Genomic DNA, 18,527 nt, shown 5'->3' on the forward strand with positions numbered 1-18,527 from the left:
GTCATCGAAATGTTAGGTTGTTTTTCACGGCAAACGGCCGGTTTTTCGTGTAACATGACAGACAGATGTCAGAGCAGAGCGAACATCCCGGCACCACGCGCCGCAGGCTCAGACGGCGAAACTCGTCGCTCCTGATCCTCGCGGTCGGCATCCTTGTGTTTGGCGCCGCCGCCGGCGCGCTGTCATATGCGCTGCGTCCAGTGACGCTGACGATCGCCGTCGGCCCGACCGGCAGCGACGACGTCAAGCTCATCCAGGGCTTCGCGCAGGCGTTTGCGCGCGACGGGAGTGCGGTGCGGTTGAAGCCGGTCCCGACGCAAGGCGCCGCCGAAAGCATCGCGCTGTTCACCGCCAACAAGGTCGATCTCGCGGTGGTGCGCGGCGATCTCAGCCTACCGGCGAGCGCCGAGTCGGTTGCGGTCCTGCGCAAGAACGTCGTCGTGCTGTGGGCGCCGTCGGGCGGCAAGGGCAAGCAGCGGCCTGCGAAGATCAAGAGCATCGACGATCTTGCCGGTCACCAGGTCGGCGTGATCGGCAGCACCCAGGCCAATGTCACGCTGCTGCGCGTGATCCTGACCGAGTCCGGCGTCAATCCGGACAAGGTCGCGGTCAGCCAGTTCGCCGTCAACAAGGTCGCCGACCTCGCGCGCGATCCATCGCTCGACGCCTACATGACCGTCGGCCCGCTCGACAGCAAGGTGACGGCGGATGCGATCGCCGCGACGGCGGCCGCGCGCGGCGAGCCGAAATTCATTCCCATCGAGGTCTCTGAAGCGATCGCGCAGAAGCATCCGCTTTACGAATCGGAAGAGATCGCCGGCAGCATCTTCTCCTCGTCGCCGGCACGCCCCGAAGACAAGGTCGAGACCGTCAGCGTCAATCACCTGATCATCGCGCAGCACAGCCTGCACGAGTCGACCGTCGGCGCGCTGGACCGGCAGCTGTTTACGCAGCGCCTCCAGGTCGCGCGCGATCTGCCGGCGGCGGCCAAGATCGAGAAGCCGGACACCGACAAGGACGCCTCATTGCCGGCGCACCAAGGCGCCGCAGCCTATATCGACGGCACCGAGCGCACCTTCCTCGAAAAATACTCCGATTACATCTGGGGCGGCATCCTGCTGATCTCCGGCCTCGGCTCGGCCGGCGCCTGGCTGCGCCACCACATGAAGCGCGACGAGCGCGAGCAATACATCACCCATCGCGACAATCTGCTGACGCTGATCTCGCGAGTACGCAGTGCCGAGACGCCGGAGCAGCTCGCGGCGATGCAGAGCGATGCCGACGCATTGCTGCGCGAGGCGCTCGATTGCTACGACGACGGCGCGATCGAGGAAGGCGACCTGTCGGCGATCGGGCTGACGCTCGAGCAATTCCATCACGCCGTCTCCGATCGCCGTTCCGTGATCAACGGCGACCGGCCGGGCCTGCCGAGGATGCGCACCGGCTAGAGCGCCACGCCGATTGCACCGAGAGCAATGTGCACCGAGAGCAATGTTTGGATTGCGCGTGCAGGCGCGCGTGGCCATGTATGAGCACGACCACAACGCGCCGCGCGACACCATGATCACGTCCATCATTGCTGACCTGCCCGCGCCGTTCGTGCTCGCGGTCGCGCTCGCCGGCGTCTTCCTGATCGCCTTCATGAAGGGTGCGTTCGGCGGCGGCTTTGCCATCGTCGGCATCCCGCTGCTCTCGTTGGCGATGGATCCAATCGCGGCCGGCGCGCTGCTCGCGCCGCTGTTCGTCGTGATGGACATCACGGCGCTGCGGTTCTGGCGGCCCAATACCTGGTCGCGCACCGACCTTGCGATGCTGCTGCCCGCGCTCGTCGTCGGCATCGGCCTTGGTTATTTCGTGCTGCGCGATCTCGACCGGCATGCCGTCGAGATCGTAATGGGCGTGGTAACGCTGGTGTTCGCCGCGCTGTGGTTCATCGGCGGCGGCGAGATCAAGCCGCGTCCGCGCTCGACGATCAAGGCCACGTTCGCCGGGCTCTCCTCCGGCGTCACCACGATGGTCGCGCATTCCGGCGGGCCGCCGCTTGCGATCTATCTGCTGCCGCTCGGCATGTCGAAGGCGCTTTACGCCGGCACCACCAGCCTGTTCTTCACGGTCGGCAACCTGCTGAAGGCAGGTCCCTGGCTGGTGCTCGCCACGCCGTCGCGGAGCCTGTGGGTGCTGATGGCGCTGTGCGTGCCGGCCGTGCCGGTCGGCGTCTGGGCCGGCTGGCGGCTGCACGAACGCCTCGACCAGCGCGCGCTGTACCGCGCCTGCTACGCCATTCTCGTCGTCACCGCGGCCAAGCTGCTGTGGGACGGACTGGCCGGCTACATTCACCTCTGAGTGCCGCCGGCGCTGTTGCTTCTCGTCAGGAAGATCGCGCGCTCACGCTGACCGCAAGCGGCCCGATCCCCTCGAGCGGTTTGACCTTCTCGTCCGGCTCGAGCCGCTTGCGCGCCACGAAGGAGAAATGGCGGCGCAGCTTCAGGATCGGCTTCTCGATGCAGTGCCAGGAGAACGCCGCGAACGCCGTGATCAGCACCAGCGCGACGGCGAACTGGACAATCAGCGACGCATTCGGCAGCCACACTTTCACCACCTGCTGCATCGGAAAGCCGTACAGATAGATGCCGTAGGAGTAGTCGCCCTTCGAAAACAGCGGCAGCCGCGGCAGATTGGAGACGCCGAGGAACACGGTGATATAGATCAGCGCCGGCGCGATGATGGCATTGAGGACCGGCTGGGTCATCCAGGCCGCCGGCCCAAGCAGTGCTGCGCCGAGGCAGAGCGCACAGCAGGCGGCGAGAATCCGCCCGTCATAGGGAATGCGGTCGCGGTAGAGGTAGACCACGATGGCGAGCAGACAGGCGACCGGCAATTTCGCACCGCGTCCGAGAAACAGCGCCGTGCTGAAGATCTTGTCGTACAGCGTGCCCGCAACGCCGGGAGGGAGTTGCGACGGATTGGCGGTATGCCCTGTGATCTGCACGGCAAAGCCGATGCCGACCAGAATGACGACGCCAAGCACGATCAGCAGCGGCTTGCGCAGCAGCCCCAACATCATGATGACCGCCATCACAGCGTAGCAGCCGTATTCGAACGGCACGGTCCACAGCGAACTGTTGACCTCCGGCGCGGGATTGCCGCTGAACACGCCCGGCAGCGTGTAATTCACCAGGCCGACGACGTTCGTAAAGTATTTCCAGGTGCCGGCGCTGGTGAAATAGTCCGAGAGCGGCAGCGTCGTGAAGATCGGCCCGAGGATCAACGCCGACAGCACGATCTCGACCGCAAGCGCCGGAATGATCCGCAAGCCGCGATTGATCAGGAATTCCTTAACGCTGAGCCGCAGCCCGCTCGCGGCGATCAGAAACCCGCTCAGCGCGAAAAACATCACGAGGATCGCAAATTGCGGAAACCAGAGGATCCACGTCGGATCGGAATCGCCGCGACCGGTGGCAACATAGGGCGTATGCCCTGCGACCACCGCGATCGCGAGCGCAACGCGGAGAAAATCGAACCCGGGACCAAAGCCTTTCTGCCGATCCAGCATGCTCCCGATCGAAGGCGCTGGCATGATTTCCACTCCATTCCGAACCACGCCTTCGGATGGCAAGGGCCATGCCAGGAAAAATGTCTTGGGACGGGACACCTCCCGGCAACCCGCCCTTAACCGTTCGACGAAACACGGACGAAACAAACCCCTAACGGCACGAAACCATTTTGGCGATTTCGTGCAAACGTCCTGAAACGCCTCACCTGTACTGGTTTGACCCAACGACGCGCCGGAACTGGCGCGCAGGGCGCAAACAACAGGGGTCGACAATGTTCAATTCCATCAAGCTGAACGCACGTCTCGCTGCCGCCGCCTTCGGTGCGCTGGCGATTGGCACCGTTGCCTTCTCGAATTCCGCCGCGGCCGCGCCGCTGCCGATCTTTCCCTTCATCCTGACGCCGCCGACCGAGGCCGTGCAGCCGCCGGTGCAGTCGATGCCACAGGCGCAGGAAGAAGACCGCTCCGTCGAGCTGCCCGCCCGGCTCCGCCGCCAGGTCGTCGCCTATCCGACGCGCGAGGCGCCCGGCACCATCATCATCGACACCCCGCACACCTATCTCTATCTCGTGATGGGCAATGGCCAGGCGATGCGCTACGGCATCGGCGTCGGCCGCGACGGCTTCACCTGGTCGGGCACCCAGACCATCACCAAGAAGGCAGAATGGCCGGATTGGACCCCGCCGCCGGAAATGATCGCCCGCCAGCCCTATCTGCCGCGCCACATGGCCGGCGGCCCCGGCAACCCGCTCGGCGCCCGCGCCATGTATCTCGGCGGCACCGTGTACCGAATCCACGGCACCAACGCGCCGGAGACGATCGGCACCCACGTCTCCTCCGGCTGCCTGCGCCTCACCAATGAGGACGTCACCGACCTCTATTCGCGGGTCAGCGTCGGCACCAAGGTGATCGTGCTGCCGATGACCGACCGCCGCGCCGATCTCGGCTCGGCCGTCCGCTAAACCCGACATATTCAGACATCGACGACGGCTCCGGCATCATGCCGGGGCCGTTGTCGCGTTCACAATCGTTAACGCAGGGATCGTTAACGTCTGGGTGATCGCGGGCGGGCGGCGGGCTTCCGCCCCTGAAGCAGCTTGATCCCGCCACACTGGCGCCCTCGTCGGCGGGCCTGTACAACCCGTCAAAGTTGATTTTCATCCGGGGGGACGATGCGTCTACCGATGCATCCAAGGACAATCGCGCTCGGGCTCACGGTGGTGCTGGTCTCGTTCGCGATCAGCCTCAAGGCCATGGACTGGCTCGCGCCGAGCGTCACCGTGCAGACGCCGCCGCTGGTGCAACTGCCGCCGCTGCCGCAGGCGCCGCGCTCCTCGACGGTCGTGGCGCAGGTCTCGGTCGCGCTGTCGGCGATCCGCGATGCCGCCGAACGCGGCGCGCCGAAGACCTTCGGCGGCAAGGCCGACAACCCGGTCCAGCAAATCCTGCAAAATGCCGACATCGGCTGGACCGCGTCGCGCGGACCGATCGCGGCCACCGGCGCGCAGGACGTGCTGACGCTGACGACCCCGATCAACGGCACGCTCAAGGTCACCGGCTCGCTGTCGGATAAGGCGACCGGCGCCGTGACCAACGCGCTCGGTAACCTGCTCGGCGGCAATGTCGCCAAGCAGATCGGCGCCGTGAACATCAAGAACATCAACGCCAATGCCGACATCAAGGGCAGCGTCACGCTGACCGCGCGGCCGAAGCTCGGTGCGTCCTGGCGGATCGAGCCGAACCTGCAGGCGCAGGTCAATCTCGGCGACACCGGCCTGTCGGCCGCCGGCGTCCGCATCAGCGTACCGGCCCAGGTCAAGCCCGTCATCGACAAGGCGGTCGCCGACCAGATCTCCGTGGTCGAGGCGCGGTTGCACAACGACCCGGTGTTCCAGAATACCGCCCGCACGCAATGGGCCAAGGCCTGTCGCTCGATCCCGCTGCAGGGCACCGGCGGCACCGCGTCGATGCCGCCGATGTGGCTCGAGCTGCGGCCGACCCGCGCGATCGCCGCGCAGCCGAAGGTCGATGCGTCCTCGCTGATCCTGACCATGGGGATCGAGGCCGAGACCCGGATCACGGAGGCGCAGACCACGCCGAACTGCCCGTTCCCCGACAAGCTCGCGATCGTGCCGCCGATGCCGAGCCAGGTCTCGGTCGGCCTGCCGGTCGACATGTCCTTCACCACGCTGACGCAACTCGTCGAGGCGCAGTTGAAGGGCAAGACCTTCCCCGAGGACGGCTCCGGCCCGGTCGACGTCACCGTCAAGAGCGCGAGCATCGCCGCCTCCGGCGACCGGCTTCTGATCTCGCTTCTGGTGCACGCCAAGGAGAAGAAGAGCTTCTTCGGCCTCGGCGCCGAGGCGACCGTGCACATCTGGGGCCGGCCGCGGCTCGACCAGGCGGCCCAAACGCTGCGGCTCGCCGATGTCGAGCTGGCGGTCGAGTCCGAGGCCGCGTTCGGCCTGCTCGGCGCCGCCGCGCGCGCGGCGATCCCGCACATGCAGCAGGCGCTCGCCGACCGCCTGGTGGTCGACCTCAAGCCATTCGCGAGCAACGCGCAGCGCAAGATCGCCGCCGCCATCGCCGACCTGCAGAAGAACGAGGAAGGCATCCGGGTCGACGCCGACGTCAACAGCATCCGCCTTGCCGGCATCGCGTTCGATTCGAAGACGCTCCGGGTGGTCGTGGAAACCGACGGCACCATCAAGGCCGCCGTCACCGCGCTACCGGCGCTGTAGCTAGATTGTCACGCGAGTTGGATGGCAGCCGCGACAGCGGTTGAGCCCCCTCTCCCGCTTGCGGGGGAGGGTTGGGGTGGGGGCTCTCTCCGCGAGTCATATTGTGGAGACGACCCCCACCCGGCGCTACGCGCCGACCTCCCCCGCAAGCGGGAGAGGTGCACTAAAGCCGTCGCTCGACCCAGCTCATCCAACTCGTCCCGCGCCCCTCGCCGATCCCGGCGTTCCATCCGCTGCATGCCCAAAAAGTCGTCTTTGCGACAGGTTGCCGCACCGGATAGAAGGTGCCCCGTGGAAGCAATCTTCGACGAAAAATCAGGGAGAGAAACACGATGAAATCGCTCTTGGCCGCAGCGGCGGCCAGCCTCGCGCTTGCGGCCTCCGGCACCGCAGCCAACGCCCAGATCTCCGACGACGTCGTCAAGCTCGGCGTGCTCACCGACATGTCGAGCCTCTATGCGGACGCCACCGGCAAGGGCTCGGTCGCCGCGGTCGAGATGGCGGTCGCCGATTACGGCGGCAAGGTGAAGGGCAAGCCGATCCAGGTCGTCGTGGCCGATCACCAGAACAAGCCCGACGTCGGCGTCAGCATCGCGCGCAACTGGTACGACAACGACAAGGTCGATGCGATCCTCGACGTGCCGACCTCGTCGGTCGCGCTGCCGATCTCGGCGCTGACGCGCGAGAAGAACAAGATCCACATCAATTCCGGCGGCGGCTCCTCCGATATCACCGGCACCGCCTGCTCGCCCAACACCGTACACTGGACCTACGACACCTACGCGCTGTCGAACGTCGCCGGCAAGGCGATGGTCAAGCGCGGCGAGGACACCTGGTTCTTCGTCACCGCCGACTACGCCTTCGGCATGGCGCTGGAGCGCGACGCCGCCAACGTCGTCAAGGAGACCGGCGGCAAGGTGCTGGGCGACGTGCGCCATCCGCTCAACTCGTCGGACTTCTCGTCCTTCCTGCTGCAGGCGCAGGCCTCCAAGGCCAAGGTCGTGGCGCTGGCCAATGCCGGCGGCGACACCACCACCGCGCTGAAGCAGGCCGCCGAGTTCGGCCTGACCCAGGGCGGCCAGAAGCTGATCGCGCTGTTGATGGAGATCACCGACACCCATGCGCTGGGCCTGAAGGCGACGCAGGGCCTGATCGTCACCGACGCCTTCTACTGGGACATGAACGACGAGACCCGCGCCTTTTCGAAGCGCTTCAACGAGAAGGTCGGCCACATGCCGACCATGATCCAGGCCGGCCTCTACTCGGCGACCATGCATTACCTGAAGGCGATCGAGGCGATCGGCACCGACGAGGCGCCGAAGGTGATGGAGCAGATGCGCAAGACGCCGATCAACGACTTCTTCGCCAAGAACGGCCATATCCGCGTCGACGGCCGCATGGTGCACGACATGTACCTGTTCGAGACCAAGAAGCCCGAGGAATCCAAGAACGAGTGGGATCTCTACAAGCTGATCGCCACCGTGCCCGGCGACGAAGCCTTCCGCCCGCTCGACAAGGGCGGCTGCCCGCTGGTGAAGTCGAACTGACGACGCGCCGCTGCGGGCGATCGGCTCGCCCGAGCCTCGCGCCTGATGACTGCGAACAAGAAAACGCGCCCGGCCACACCGGGCGCGTTTTTCTTTGCGCAACAGGCTTCGATCACCGCCTCGTCAGCCGCGATCGCGTTTAGTCGCCGTTCGCCCCCGGGATCATCCAGGTCGAATAGGTCTGCCAGACGCCATCGCCGAGATTGCGTTGATAGGCGATGAAATCCGCGTGGTCGCCGTGCACGAGCTCAAAGCGATAGAACCTTGAGAGGTCGTCGGTCTGCTTGGTCATGGAACGTCTCCGTCGTGAGGAAAGTCTCTGTAGTTCGACGTAGTCGGCGCGCGCCCGTGGTCAATAGCATGTTGATTATCATTCAATCACAGGCGCGCGAGCGTTAGCGGCCGGCGCGATACCCGCGGGTGCGGGGCCCGCGAACGATGCCGATGCCGCTCTCCTCCGCCTGAAGCCTCTGCAGCACCGCCGGCGGCTCCAGCACGAGTTTGGCCGCGGGCGTCGGCGCGCCGTTGTTGAGCACGTCGCGATACGGATAGAGCGCCTGGAAGGCGGCCGGCTCGGAGATCGCGGCCTGGGCCGACGCAGCCGTCGCCGCGATGGCCGACAGCGCCGCAGCCAGCGCGATAGTCTTGAACGAAATCCTGGTGATCATGGTAACGCTCCCGCGATTTACATCGCATACGATTAATTCGCTCGCGCCTGATAAAGGCATGACGCGGCCAAGCTTCAAGTATCCCGATTTAATCGGATGCGATTTATTCGAGCGCGGGGCTTCAACTATCCGTGTGATCGGCGCGGCCATGCGCAGCCGGCAAGGCCGGTTTGTTCGCATCGCACCGCTCGCGCCGCCGGCGCATCAAACCGGTGATCGCAAGCGTAGATCGATATGGAACATTGAAGCGTGATGGCAGCACCGAATGCGCGCGCGGTTGAACCGGACAGATTCGGGCAAGATTGGACAAGCGGCCGAGGTTGGCAGGATTTAACATCCACGCCATAGTGAATGACTATCCTGGTCATGAGCCAATGTGGGGTCAGCTATGGACGTGTCACCTTCTGGTAGCGAGAGCCAAAGCACGCCGCAGCCGCCACAAGCAACGCCCCAGGAGAATGCACACGCCGCAACGCGCATGCCGGCGATCATCGTCGGCGTCGTTGCCACCATCATCGTCGCGCTGTCTGCCTATTATCTGCTGCGGCCCGAGCCGCTGCTGGTGCAGGGCGAGGTCGATGCGACGCGGCTCGACATCGCCGCGCGCGTCGACGGTCGCGTCAAGGACATCCCGGTCGAGCGCGGACAGAACGTGACGGCGGGCGCCGTCCTGGTGCAGATCGACAACCCGGAGACGCTTGCCAAGCAGGACCAGATGCGAGCGGCAAAGGCCGTCGCCGATGCGCAACTCGCCAACGTGCTGGTCGGCACGCGGGTCGAGACCATCGCCGCTCGGAAGGCGGAGATGGAGCGCGCCGAGGCCGCGCAGGTGCTGGCCCAGAAGACCTTCGATCGCGCCAAAACGTTGACCGAGCAAGGCAACGCGCCGCAGGCCCGCCTCGACCAGACCACCGACGCATTGCACGAGGCCGAGCGCGGGCTCGATCAGGCCAAATCGGCCTATGAGCAGGCGGTCAACGGCTACACCAAAGAGGAGCGCGCGATCGCGAAGGCCAATGTCGAGAAGGCCGAAGCCGACATCCAGAGCGTCCAATCGGTGATCGACCAGCTTGCGGTCTACGCGCCGGTCGCGGCGCAAGTCTATCAGCGCAACGTCGAGCCGGGCGAATTTGTCTCGCCGGGCGTGCCGCTGGTCACCCTGATCAATCTCGCCGATCTGTGGATTCACTTCGATCTGCGCGAGGATCTGGTCAAGGGCCTCAAGGTCGGCGACAAGTTCGACGTCCGCATTCCCGCGCTCGACGACCGTCATGTCACGGTCGAAGTCAAGCTGATCGCGACCAAGGGCGAATATGCGAGCTGGCGGGCGACGCGCGCCACCGGCGATTTCGACCTGCGGACCTTCTCGATCCGCGCCTATCCGGTCCAGCCGGTGCCCGAGCTGCGGCCGGGCATGAGCGCCTATCTCGACTGGCGGTCGCGCCAATGAGGCTCGCCTCAAAGCCCGGATTCTGGCAGGTCGCACAGCGCGAGTGCCGGTGGCTGTTCCGCGACCGCGTGGCACTGCTGCTGATCTTCGGCGTGCCGCTGTTTGCCTTCGTCGTGCTCACCACCGTGTTCAGCCAGCCGGTGATCCGCGGCCTCGGCGTCACCATCGTCGACACCGACAAGTCGGATACCTCGCGCGCGCTGACGCAGCACGTGGCCGCATCTCCGAGCCTGAAAATCGTCGACGACTCCGGCTCGCTGTCCACCGCCGTGCAGGACATCCGCTCCGGCAAGGCGATTTCGGCGATCTTCATTCCGCCGAACTTCGAACGCGACCTGAAGGCCGATCGCCGCCCGCAGGTCGTGGGCTTCTACAACCAGCAATTCCTCACGGCGGCCGGCATCGCATCGTCGGGGCTGAACGATGCGCTGACGGCAGCGGCGAACGCGGCCGCGCCCGCCGGCCGCGCCGCACCGGCGCCGGCGTCGATCGGAACGCTGAGCGCGGAGACCATCGCCTTGGTCAATCCGCAAAAGAACTACGCGCAATTCCTGCTGCGCGCGCTGCTGCCGACCATCATCCATGTCGTGATCACGCTGGCCGCGGGCTACTCGGTCGGCTCCGAATTCCGCCGCCGCAGCGGGCGGGAGTGGCTCGCAAGCGCAGGCGGCGATCCGGTCGCAGCGCTGGCCGGCAAGCTGGCGCCGCTGTTCTGCATCTTCGTCGTGATCATGCTGGCGGTGACCCTCGTGCTGGAGGGCGCACTGCAGATCCCGTTCAAGGGCGACATCCTGCTGATGATCGCCGCCGGCTCGCTGCTCATCATCGCCTATCTGTCGATCGGTGCGCTGTTGCAGCTCGTGGTCGGCGACCTCGCGACGGGACTGGGACTTGCCGGCCTGATCGCCTCCCCCGCGTTCGGCTATGCGGGTGTCGGTTTTCCGACCATCGGCATGAACACGTTTGCGCAGGTCTGGAGCGCGATCCTGCCGCTGCGCTGGTACATGGCGGTGCTGATGGGACAGGCGGCGCGCGGATTGCCGGTCTCGGAATCCGCAACTCCCTTCGCTGCGCTCGCCGGGCTCACACTGCTGTTTGCCGCTCTTGCATGGCTGCGCATGGCAGGCCTCACGCGCAAGGGCTTCTTCGAGACGGCTCGGCCTGCCGAAGCGCCGGAGCGCGGCCCGACGCCGCCCGGCATCGGCGGCGCCTTCCTGACGGAGTGGCGGCGCGTGCTCGGAACGCGCAGTGCCTTCACCTTGCTGTTCCTGGCGCCCCTGATCTACGGCATCTATTATCCGCAACCCTATCTGAACCAGATCCTGCGCAAGCTCCCGATCGCGGTCGTCGACAATGATCTCAGCGATCTGTCTCGCCAGGTCGTCGAAACGCTCGATGCCAGCGGGGCATTGAGCGTGACGGTCCGCGCCCGCACGCTTGCGGAGGCGCGGAGCGCGATCGATCGCGGCGAAGCGTTTGCCGCGGTGCAGATCCCGCCCGGCACCGAGCGCGACGTGCTCAAGGGCATCACCGCCCACATCCCGGTCTACGCCGATGCCACCTATCTGTTCATCTTCCGCTCGACCGCCGGCGCCGTCGCCACCGCGATCGGCACGCTGACATCCGAGCTGGTGTCGCGCGGCGCCCGCTCCGACGGCAGCCTTGTCAAGGCGAAGCTGGCGAGCCTCAGCCCGGCCAATGTCCTGCTGCAACCGATCTTCAATCCGGTCGGCGGCTACGCCAGCTACATCGTCCCGGCGGCGTTCATCCTGATCCTACAACAAACGCTGCTGATCGGCGCGGCAATGCTCACCGGCACGGCGCTGGCGAACTCCCGCAACACCGTTGCCGGCGTGTTCGGGCGCGGCATCGCCCACCTGACCATCTATTTGCCGGCGCTCGCGCTCTATCTGATCGTGCTGCCGCGGGTCTACGGTTTCTCGACGCTCGGGCATCTGCCGCAGGTCTTCGCGCTGGCGACCGTCTTCCTGCTGGCGACAAGCTTCCTGGGACAGGCGATCGGCGCCTGGTTCACGCGGCCGGAGAATGCCACCATCCTGCTGCTGGCGACCAGCCTGCCGCAATTCTTCACCGCCGGCTTCGCATGGCCGCGCGAGGCGATTCCCGATGCGGCCACCGCGCTCGGCCGGCTGTTCCCGGCCGACTCGGCGATCGACGGCCTCGTGCGCATCAACCAGCTCGGCGCAAGCATCTGGGAGGTCTCGCACGACTGGTTCAGATTGTGGTGTCTGGCACTGGGCTATTTCGTGCTCGCGGTGATCTCCGCGCTGGTGTTCAAGAGAGGACAGCAACATGCCCAACACTAGGCGCGTCGCCATGGCAGCGATCCCGCTGGTGCTCGTCGCGGGCGCGCTGGTCTACGCCGGGAGCCGCGCGACGCCGGCCCCCGCGATCGTCGGCGTGGTCCGCTCGACCGAAGTCAGGATCGAGCCGGAGGTGAACGGCCAGCTGGTGTCGATCGCGGTCGAGAAAGGCGCCCAGGTGCACGCCGGCGACGTCCTCGCCAGGCTCTCCGCCGTTGAACTGACCGCGCAGGCGGACCAGGCGCGGGCGGCGCTCGCCTCCGCGGTCGCGAGCCGCAACAACGTCTATGCCGGCGTGCGCCGCGAGCAGGTCGATTCACTCAAGGCAGCAATCTCCAAGGCCAATTCGCGACTCGACTATGTCGAGGCCCAGCTCAAGCGGATCAGCACGCTGGCGGGACAGAATTTCGAAACCCAGCAGGCGCTCGACCAGGCCGAGAATGATGTTGCCGCGGCCCGCGCCGGTGTGGCGGCGGCCCAGGCGAATTACGACGCCGCGGTGGCGGGGCCGACCAAGGAGGAGCGCGCCATCGCCGATGCGCAGGTGCAGGCTGCCACGGCCGCCGTCGCGGTGCTCGAGCGCCGGCTCGACAAGATGGTGCTGCGCGCGCCGGTCGACGGCGTGGTCAGCGTGATCGCCGCGGAACTGGGCGAGAACGTTCGTGCGGGTCAGACGATCATGGCGGTCGCGGCGGCCGGTCAGCAATGGCTCTCGTTCAACGTGCGCGAGGACCATCTCAACGGTCTTGCGATCGGAAACACCGTGAACGTGACACGAAGCGCCGCCAATGGCGCGACCAAGGCCCTCGTCACCGAGTTGCGGCCGCTCGGGGTGTTCGCCACCTGGCAGGCCGAGCGCGTGATCGGCGATCACGACCGCAATACGCTGCGGCTGCGCCTCGATCCCGCGGGCGCTGCGGAAGGTCTCGAACCCGGCATGGGCGTCCGGATCGAGCGTTGAAGCAAACGACCCCCGGCCGTCATCGGACTGTCAGGAGCTTGAGACTAAGAAGGCAGCCGGACCGGCCCTGTCCGGCTCTGCCCTTGCGGCATTCGACCCGATACCGCACAAAAGATGGAGCGTTGGCCGTGAAGCAGATTCGTTCACGACGGAAGATACATGTTGGAGCGATGCTGCTCGGTGCGGCGGCCCTGGCGGTGCTGCTGCCGTCGATGGCGTCGGCGCAAACCGGTTCGGCGCCATCAGGCGCCAAACCCTTCCTCACCGTGGACGGCAAGCAGCCGCTCGTGATCGGACATCGCGGCGTGCCGGGCCTGGTGCCCGAGGAGACCGAAGCATCGTATGAGCTGGCCGCCGACCTCGGAACGGACTCGCTCGAGGAGGACCTGCATCTGACCAAGGATTGCGTGCTGGTGGCGCGGCACAATCCATGGCTCGGCGACAACACCAATGTCGCCGAGGTGGCCAAGACCAACGCCGAGGTTGCGGCTCGCAAGCGCACGGCGCCGGGCGTTCCCGTCAAGGTGAAATGGCCGCAAACCCCCACCAGCGGACCGGCCGAGTATCCGACCGATCTCATCGATCCAGCCGATCCCAAATCGGTGCTGAAAGCCCTGATCGTCGACGGCGATGACCACACCAATGACTGGTCGATCACCGATTTCACCATGGCCGAGCTGAGGCAGTGGATCGCCGGCACCACCTATGATGCGGCCAACGAACGGCCAAAACTGTTCAACGGCAAATTCCCGATCATCAGCTTCCAGGACATCATCGACATCGCCAAGGCCAAGAGCAAGGCGACGGGGCGCTCAATCTCGGTCTATCCGGAAACCAAGAATCCAACCTGGAACAATGCCCAGGCGATCGCCAATGGCTGCGGCGTGCCCGGCAGCCATCCGCTCGAGGATGCCCTGATCAAGATCATCAAGGAGAACGGCCTCAATTCGAAGGACGCGCCCATCATCGTGCAGAGCTTCGAGCCCGGCAGCCTGAAATACATGCGCAGTCACGGTCTGGAGACGCGGCAGGTCCAGCTGATCGACGGCAACGGCGTCGACTTCAAGACCGGCAAGGTGCTGCTCAACAACATCGCCAATTCCCGCCCCTACGACTGGACGGTTGCGGGTGACAGCCGCACCTTCGATGCGATGCTGACGCCGGATGGCCTCGCGGAGATCAAGACCTATGCCGACGGTATCGGTCCGTGGAAGGCCTATATTGTTCCCTACAAGATCGCGCCCTGGAAGGACGCTGGCGCTGACGGGAAGCCCTACAAGGGATCGACGGCGGAGGCCTCGACGCAGGATGCGACCAGCGTGATTGCCGACGCGCACAAGCTCGGCCTGTTCGTGCACGTCTTCACGTTCCGGAACGAGAAGAAATATCTGGCTAGCGATTATCGCAACGATCCAAGCCTCGAGTATCTGAAGTTCTTCCGTCTCGGCGTCGATGGGGTATTCACCGATTTCACCCACACCGGCGTTGCCGCCCGCGCGGCCTACTTGCGCGAACTGGGCTGGTGAGGCCAGCAGCCGAGCGCAGGTTTGTGGCGCAACAAGACGCGCCCGGCATCACCGGGCGCGCTTGTCTTTCATATGATGCGATCCGCGTTATTCGGTCGAATATTTGAACTCCGGCATCGCCTTCAGCTCATCCTTGGTCGCATTGAACACCGCGTGGTCCGGATACCAGGGATTGGGCTTTGACGCCGTCGCGGGCGCTGCCGGCGCAGTACCCGTGGTGCTTGTCGGCGACATCTTGTTGCTGCTGCCGCCGCCGGTGTTCGAGGCGCCGGTATAGGCGATCGGCTCGTCGACGAACTTCACCTTGTCGAGCGGCACGGCGACCAGATGCTCGCCGACGCCAAGGAAGCCGCCGACACCGATCACGACCGCCTTGATGGTACCGCCCTTCTCCATCAAGAGATCATTGATCGAGCCGACGCTTTCGTTCTTGTCGTTGTACACGCTCAGGCCGACGACCTTCGACGCGCGCCAGTTGCCCTTGAACTCGGTCGACGTGGCTGACGTCGATGCCGCAGGAGCCGGCGACGCCGCGGGAGACTTGTCGCCCTTGTCGGTGGGCGTCTGCGCAAAGGCGACGGTTGCGAGCAGCGCGGTGCCGGCGGCGCCGGCGATGATGGATTTGACCAACATGATGGCTCTCCTCATTTCGCAAAATCGATGCATGGAGAACCCGTCATCTCCACAACCGTTCCTAACGGAACTGCGGTCAAACGCCGCTTCGGTCTGTGGCAGCGCCGAACATGCGATGCAGCAGGCTTGGCGCGTGGACTTTCCGGCGCACGCAGCGTCGCGGTCCCTTGACGAAAGTAATCGTCGCCTCTCAAGTAAGCCGCGGTTGAGCCTCACGACTGCGCCGGATGCAGTCCCCGATGTGACGATGTTCGGCGCACTAAGTTGTCCCGGCGAACCGCGCTGCGCAAGCGGACACGCGCCCCCGCAGCCGCATCATCGATCGACACGCGTCGATCATGCGCACATCTGACCCCGCGCTCAGAAGCCGCCCCAATAGGGCGGCACGCCGTAGAAGCGATGCAGCTCGACCTCCTGCGAACGGTCGCCCCAATCGAAATCCTTGTCGGCGCGGAATGACGGCGCGCGCTTCAGCTCATCATCCTCGATATCGAGCTCGTAGGCCTCGAACTTCGGGTTGTAGTGCAGCCGGCCCCACGGCAGCGGAATCAGATTGGTTCCGATCCCGAGGAAGCCCCCGAAGCTCAGTACTGCGTACGACACCTTGCCCGAGATCTTGTCGATCATCAGCCGCTCGATATGGCCGATCATGTCGCCATTGGCCCGGCGCACCGCCGTCCCCTCGACGCGATCGCTTGCAATGAGCTGATGCGGCCTTGTCCTGACCTCGACAGCCATCTCATCCTCCCTGACCTGAAAGGGAAACAACGCATCGCCGGGGGAGCGGGTTCCGGCCCTGGATATGACAGCCGCCCTTCCCTTTTCCGGGCCGGCACGGCGGCTCGGAGCGGAGCCCGGCCTGGGAGAGATCCACTCGTATTTCAACGCATTAGGCTTGATGACGGAACGATAACTTTTCTCCGCACCGCCGACCTGCTAACTCGTTCTGCCGGGCAAGATTTCAGACATACACTGAAACAAAATTCCTGAGCCGCTTTCCCCGAATCACGGACAAAAGATCGGTATGACCCAGGCTGCGCCCAACATCCTCGTCGTCGAGGACGACCGCGAAACGCGGTCCCTCATCGCAAAATACCTCCGCACCAATTCCTGCCATGTCACGACCGCCTCCGACGGCCGCGAAATGGCCAAGGCCATGACCGATCACCGGGTGGATCTCCTGGTGCTCGACGTCATGCTGCCCGGCGAGGACGGCCTCAGCCTGTGCCGCAAGGTGCGGGCCGAGTCGCAGACTCCGATCATCATGCTGACCGCGCGCGGCGAGGATGTCGACCGCATCCTCGGCCTCGAGATGGGCGCCGACGATTACCTGGCCAAGCCGTTCAACCCGCGCGAGCTGCTGGCCCGGATCAATGCGGTGCTGCGCCGGCAGGCCGCCGCGCGCAATGCCAGCGCGATCGAGGGGGCAACCATGCTGACCTTCCTCGGCTGGCGCATCGACATCCGCCTGCGCGAGCTGCGCAACCCCGAAGGCGCGCGCGTCGCCATGACCAGCGCCGAGTTCGACCTGCTGCGCACCTTCTGCGAGCGGCCCGGCCGCGTGCTGTCGCGCGACAGCCTGCTCGACTTGACGCAGGGCCGCAGCGCCGGCTCGTTCGAGCGTTCGATCGACGTGCTGGTCAGCCGCATCCGTCGCAAGATCGAGCCCGATCCGCAGGAAGCTACCATGATCAAGACGGTGCGGTCCGGCGGCTATGTGTTCACGCCGAGGGTGGAGGCGGTTGCCGCCACGAGCAACTGACCATGAAGCTGTTGCGTGTGCTGAGTCTGCGGGGGATCGGCGCCCAGATGGCGGCGCTGGTCGTCGTCTCGATCGTCGCGCTGCACCTGATCATCACCGCCACCTTCCTGATCCATCGCCCTGATAGGCCGGAGCCGTCCGATCGCTGGCACACCCAGCTCGCCGCCGCCGCGCAATTGCTCGGGCATGCTCCGGCATCGGAGCGGCCGCGGCTGCAGGCCGACATCATCAGAGCCTTCCCGCAGCTTGCGATCGGCGACTTCACGTCCGATGCCGGCGGTCTCACCGAGACCGCCCCGCCGAGCCTGCATGCGCTGCGCCGGCTCGGCGCCGGCTATCATGTCTACTCCCTACCCCGCGAGGCGGGCAGCACGCCACGCGACGCCGAGATCCGCCGCGTCGCGATCCGCTTGCCTGACGGCGCCATGTTCGCCGCCAACCTGATGCCGGACCAGCACATGCGGCCGTTCTGGGGCGGGCCCTGGATGATGACGGTGCTGTTCGCCGTCATCAGCGTCACCCTGCTCGGCCTGTGGGCGGCATGGGCGCTGACCGCGCCGCTGTCGTCCTTCGTCAAGGCCGCCGAGACCTTCAGCCTGAACGGCGCCGCCGCGCCGCTGCCGGAGCGCGGCCCCGAGGAGATCCGCTCGCTGGCCAAGGCGCTGAACCGGATGCGCGAGCGCATCACGGCATTGATCGACGACCGCACCAAGATGCTGGCCGCCATCAGCCACGACCTGCGCACGCCGATCACGCGGATGCGGCTGCGCGCCGAGTTCATCGAGGACGAGACCCATCGCCACCGCATGCTGCGCGACCTCGACCAGATGCGCTCGATGCTGGAGTCCGTGCTGTCGTTCCTGCGCAACGACCGCAAGCTCGAGGAGATGACGCTGGTCGACATCGCCAGCACGCTGCACCTCGTCACCGACCAGTTCGCCGACATGGGACACAAGGTCAGCTACGAGGGTCCGCAGCACGCGATGGCGACCGCGCGGCCCGCCGACCTGCATCGCAGCATCACCAATCTGGTGGACAATGCCGTGCGCTTCGGCGGCGAAGTCGCCGTCCGCCTGGACGTCAAGCCGGATCGCCTCGTCATCGACATCGAGGACGACGGCCCCGGCATTTCGGATGCGCACAAGGCGAGCGTGCTGGAGCCGTTCGTGCGCGGCGACCAGGCGCGCAACATGGATGAGGCCGAGGGCTTCGGCCTCGGCCTGTCGATCGCCAACGCCATCGTGCTCGCGCATGGCGGCACGCTGTCGCTGCACGATCGCAAGCCGCACGGGCTCGTGGTCCGGATCGAATTGCCGGCGCGGCAGCAGATGCAGTTGCCGCGGAAGTCCGCGGCCTGATCAG

17 protein-coding genes are annotated in these 18,527 nt (G+C 65.8%); 12 read left to right on the forward strand and 5 right to left on the reverse strand.

Annotated features, from left to right (window positions below; translation table 11 throughout):
- The first annotated feature begins 65 nt into the window (after positions 1 to 65).
- Positions 66 to 1,448 carry a TAXI family TRAP transporter solute-binding subunit gene (locus QDT69_RS13785; RefSeq protein ID WP_279707057.1) on the forward strand — a complete coding sequence of 461 codons (1,383 nt, stop codon included), beginning with the start codon at positions 66 to 68 and terminating at the stop codon, positions 1,446 to 1,448.
- A 112-nt stretch (positions 1,449 to 1,560) separates the two neighbouring features.
- Positions 1,561 to 2,343, forward strand: coding sequence for a sulfite exporter TauE/SafE family protein (locus tag QDT69_RS13790; RefSeq protein ID WP_279707130.1), 783 nt, complete (start codon positions 1,561 to 1,563; stop codon positions 2,341 to 2,343).
- 25 nt (positions 2,344 to 2,368) lie between these two features.
- On the opposite strand, the gene QDT69_RS13795 is transcribed toward QDT69_RS13790, so the two are convergent.
- Entirely contained in the window at positions 2,369 to 3,577 is a 1,209-nt protein-coding gene (locus tag QDT69_RS13795; RefSeq protein ID WP_279707058.1) for an acyltransferase, read from the reverse strand.
- 248 nt (positions 3,578 to 3,825) lie between these two features.
- On the opposite strand from QDT69_RS13795, the gene QDT69_RS13800 reads away from it, so the two are divergent.
- The 3 genes from QDT69_RS13800 (at position 3,826) to QDT69_RS13810 (ending at position 7,841) form a co-directional block, all read left to right on the forward strand.
- Positions 3,826 to 4,515 (forward strand): L,D-transpeptidase, encoded by a 690-nt coding sequence (locus tag QDT69_RS13800; protein WP_279707059.1) that lies wholly within the window; start codon positions 3,826 to 3,828, stop codon positions 4,513 to 4,515.
- A 210-nt stretch (positions 4,516 to 4,725) separates the two neighbouring features.
- Positions 4,726 to 6,294: a DUF4403 family protein gene (locus QDT69_RS13805; protein WP_279707060.1), complete on the forward strand. Its 1,569-nt coding sequence runs from the start codon at positions 4,726 to 4,728 to the stop codon at positions 6,292 to 6,294.
- 332 nt (positions 6,295 to 6,626) lie between these two features.
- A complete protein-coding gene (locus QDT69_RS13810; protein WP_279707061.1) occupies positions 6,627 to 7,841 on the forward strand; it encodes an ABC transporter substrate-binding protein in 1,215 nt (404 codons plus the stop codon).
- Positions 7,842 to 7,980: 139 nt separating this feature from the next.
- Here the strand turns inward: QDT69_RS13810 and QDT69_RS13815 are convergent, their stop codons facing one another.
- Both QDT69_RS13815 and QDT69_RS13820 read right to left on the reverse strand, forming a co-directional pair.
- Entirely contained in the window at positions 7,981 to 8,133 is a 153-nt protein-coding gene (locus QDT69_RS13815) for a hypothetical protein (RefSeq protein WP_279707062.1), read from the reverse strand.
- 103 nt (positions 8,134 to 8,236) lie between these two features.
- On the reverse strand, positions 8,237 to 8,509 hold the full coding sequence (locus QDT69_RS13820; protein ID WP_279707063.1) for a hypothetical protein: 273 nt from the start codon (positions 8,507 to 8,509) through the stop codon (positions 8,237 to 8,239).
- Here QDT69_RS13820 and QDT69_RS13825 point away from each other — a divergent pair.
- The 5 genes from QDT69_RS13825 (at position 8,502) to QDT69_RS13845 (ending at position 14,770) form a co-directional block, all read left to right on the forward strand.
- Positions 8,502 to 8,762: a hypothetical protein gene (locus QDT69_RS13825; protein WP_279707064.1), complete on the forward strand. Its 261-nt coding sequence runs from the start codon at positions 8,502 to 8,504 to the stop codon at positions 8,760 to 8,762. The genes QDT69_RS13820 and QDT69_RS13825 overlap by 8 nt on opposite strands.
- Before the next feature lie 225 nt (positions 8,763 to 8,987).
- Positions 8,988 to 9,959, forward strand: coding sequence for an HlyD family secretion protein (locus QDT69_RS13830; protein ID WP_279707065.1), 972 nt, complete (start codon positions 8,988 to 8,990; stop codon positions 9,957 to 9,959).
- Positions 9,956 to 12,286 (forward strand): ABC transporter permease, encoded by a 2,331-nt coding sequence (locus tag QDT69_RS13835; protein ID WP_279707066.1) that lies wholly within the window; start codon positions 9,956 to 9,958, stop codon positions 12,284 to 12,286. Before QDT69_RS13830 ends, QDT69_RS13835 begins: the two co-directional genes overlap by 4 nt.
- Positions 12,273 to 13,244: an efflux RND transporter periplasmic adaptor subunit gene (locus tag QDT69_RS13840; protein ID WP_279707067.1), complete on the forward strand. Its 972-nt coding sequence runs from the start codon at positions 12,273 to 12,275 to the stop codon at positions 13,242 to 13,244. The genes QDT69_RS13835 and QDT69_RS13840 overlap by 14 nt, the downstream gene beginning before the upstream one ends.
- A gap of 128 nt (positions 13,245 to 13,372) precedes the next feature.
- Positions 13,373 to 14,770, forward strand: a complete 1,398-nt coding sequence (locus QDT69_RS13845; protein WP_279707068.1) for a glycerophosphodiester phosphodiesterase family protein — start codon at positions 13,373 to 13,375, stop codon at positions 14,768 to 14,770.
- A gap of 87 nt (positions 14,771 to 14,857) precedes the next feature.
- Here the strand turns inward: QDT69_RS13845 and QDT69_RS13850 are convergent, their stop codons facing one another.
- The gene (locus QDT69_RS13850) at positions 14,858 to 15,403 is read right to left on the reverse strand and encodes a PRC-barrel domain-containing protein (RefSeq protein WP_279707069.1); all 546 of its coding nucleotides are present in this window, start codon (positions 15,401 to 15,403) and stop codon (positions 14,858 to 14,860) included.
- Between the two features lie 360 nt (positions 15,404 to 15,763).
- Positions 15,764 to 16,141, reverse strand: a complete 378-nt coding sequence (locus tag QDT69_RS13855) for a PRC-barrel domain-containing protein (protein ID WP_021079972.1) — start codon at positions 16,139 to 16,141, stop codon at positions 15,764 to 15,766.
- 286 nt (positions 16,142 to 16,427) lie between these two features.
- Between QDT69_RS13855 and QDT69_RS13860 the strand changes: the two genes are divergently transcribed.
- Together QDT69_RS13860 and QDT69_RS13865 are read left to right on the forward strand one after the other, a co-directional pair.
- Entirely contained in the window at positions 16,428 to 17,165 is a 738-nt protein-coding gene (locus tag QDT69_RS13860) for a response regulator (protein ID WP_279707070.1), read from the forward strand.
- A 2-nt stretch (positions 17,166 to 17,167) separates the two neighbouring features.
- Positions 17,168 to 18,523 carry an ATP-binding protein gene (locus tag QDT69_RS13865; RefSeq protein WP_279707071.1) on the forward strand — a complete coding sequence of 452 codons (1,356 nt, stop codon included), beginning with the start codon at positions 17,168 to 17,170 and terminating at the stop codon, positions 18,521 to 18,523.
- Positions 18,524 to 18,527 lie beyond the last annotated feature (4 nt).

This window comes from Bradyrhizobium sp. CER78 (assembly GCF_029846235.1).
Taxonomy (GTDB): domain Bacteria; phylum Pseudomonadota; class Alphaproteobacteria; order Rhizobiales; family Xanthobacteraceae; genus Bradyrhizobium.

What these genes read in the sequence shown, in the direction of transcription:
- QDT69_RS13785 (WP_279707057.1), top strand. Translation starts at nt 66, where the DNA reads ATGTCAGAGCAGAGCGAACATCCCGGCACCACGCGCCGCAGGCTCAGA.
- QDT69_RS13835 (WP_279707066.1), top strand. Translation starts at nt 9,956, where the DNA reads ATGAGGCTCGCCTCAAAGCCCGGATTCTGGCAGGTCGCACAGCGCGAG.
- QDT69_RS13855 (WP_021079972.1), bottom strand. Translation starts at nt 16,141, where the DNA reads ATGGCTGTCGAGGTCAGGACAAGGCCGCATCAGCTCATTGCAAGCGAT.
- QDT69_RS13805 (WP_279707060.1), top strand. Translation starts at nt 4,726, where the DNA reads ATGCGTCTACCGATGCATCCAAGGACAATCGCGCTCGGGCTCACGGTG.
- QDT69_RS13820 (WP_279707063.1), bottom strand. Translation starts at nt 8,509, where the DNA reads ATGATCACCAGGATTTCGTTCAAGACTATCGCGCTGGCTGCGGCGCTG.
- QDT69_RS13790 (WP_279707130.1), top strand. Translation starts at nt 1,561, where the DNA reads ATGATCACGTCCATCATTGCTGACCTGCCCGCGCCGTTCGTGCTCGCG.
- QDT69_RS13860 (WP_279707070.1), top strand. Translation starts at nt 16,428, where the DNA reads ATGACCCAGGCTGCGCCCAACATCCTCGTCGTCGAGGACGACCGCGAA.
- QDT69_RS13800 (WP_279707059.1), top strand. Translation starts at nt 3,826, where the DNA reads ATGTTCAATTCCATCAAGCTGAACGCACGTCTCGCTGCCGCCGCCTTC.
- QDT69_RS13795 (WP_279707058.1), bottom strand. Translation starts at nt 3,577, where the DNA reads ATGCCAGCGCCTTCGATCGGGAGCATGCTGGATCGGCAGAAAGGCTTT.
- QDT69_RS13815 (WP_279707062.1), bottom strand. Translation starts at nt 8,133, where the DNA reads ATGACCAAGCAGACCGACGACCTCTCAAGGTTCTATCGCTTTGAGCTC.
- QDT69_RS13810 (WP_279707061.1), top strand. Translation starts at nt 6,627, where the DNA reads ATGAAATCGCTCTTGGCCGCAGCGGCGGCCAGCCTCGCGCTTGCGGCC.
- QDT69_RS13840 (WP_279707067.1), top strand. Translation starts at nt 12,273, where the DNA reads ATGCCCAACACTAGGCGCGTCGCCATGGCAGCGATCCCGCTGGTGCTC.
- QDT69_RS13830 (WP_279707065.1), top strand. Translation starts at nt 8,988, where the DNA reads ATGCCGGCGATCATCGTCGGCGTCGTTGCCACCATCATCGTCGCGCTG.
- QDT69_RS13865 (WP_279707071.1), top strand. Translation starts at nt 17,168, where the DNA reads ATGAAGCTGTTGCGTGTGCTGAGTCTGCGGGGGATCGGCGCCCAGATG.
- QDT69_RS13850 (WP_279707069.1), bottom strand. Translation starts at nt 15,403, where the DNA reads ATGTTGGTCAAATCCATCATCGCCGGCGCCGCCGGCACCGCGCTGCTC.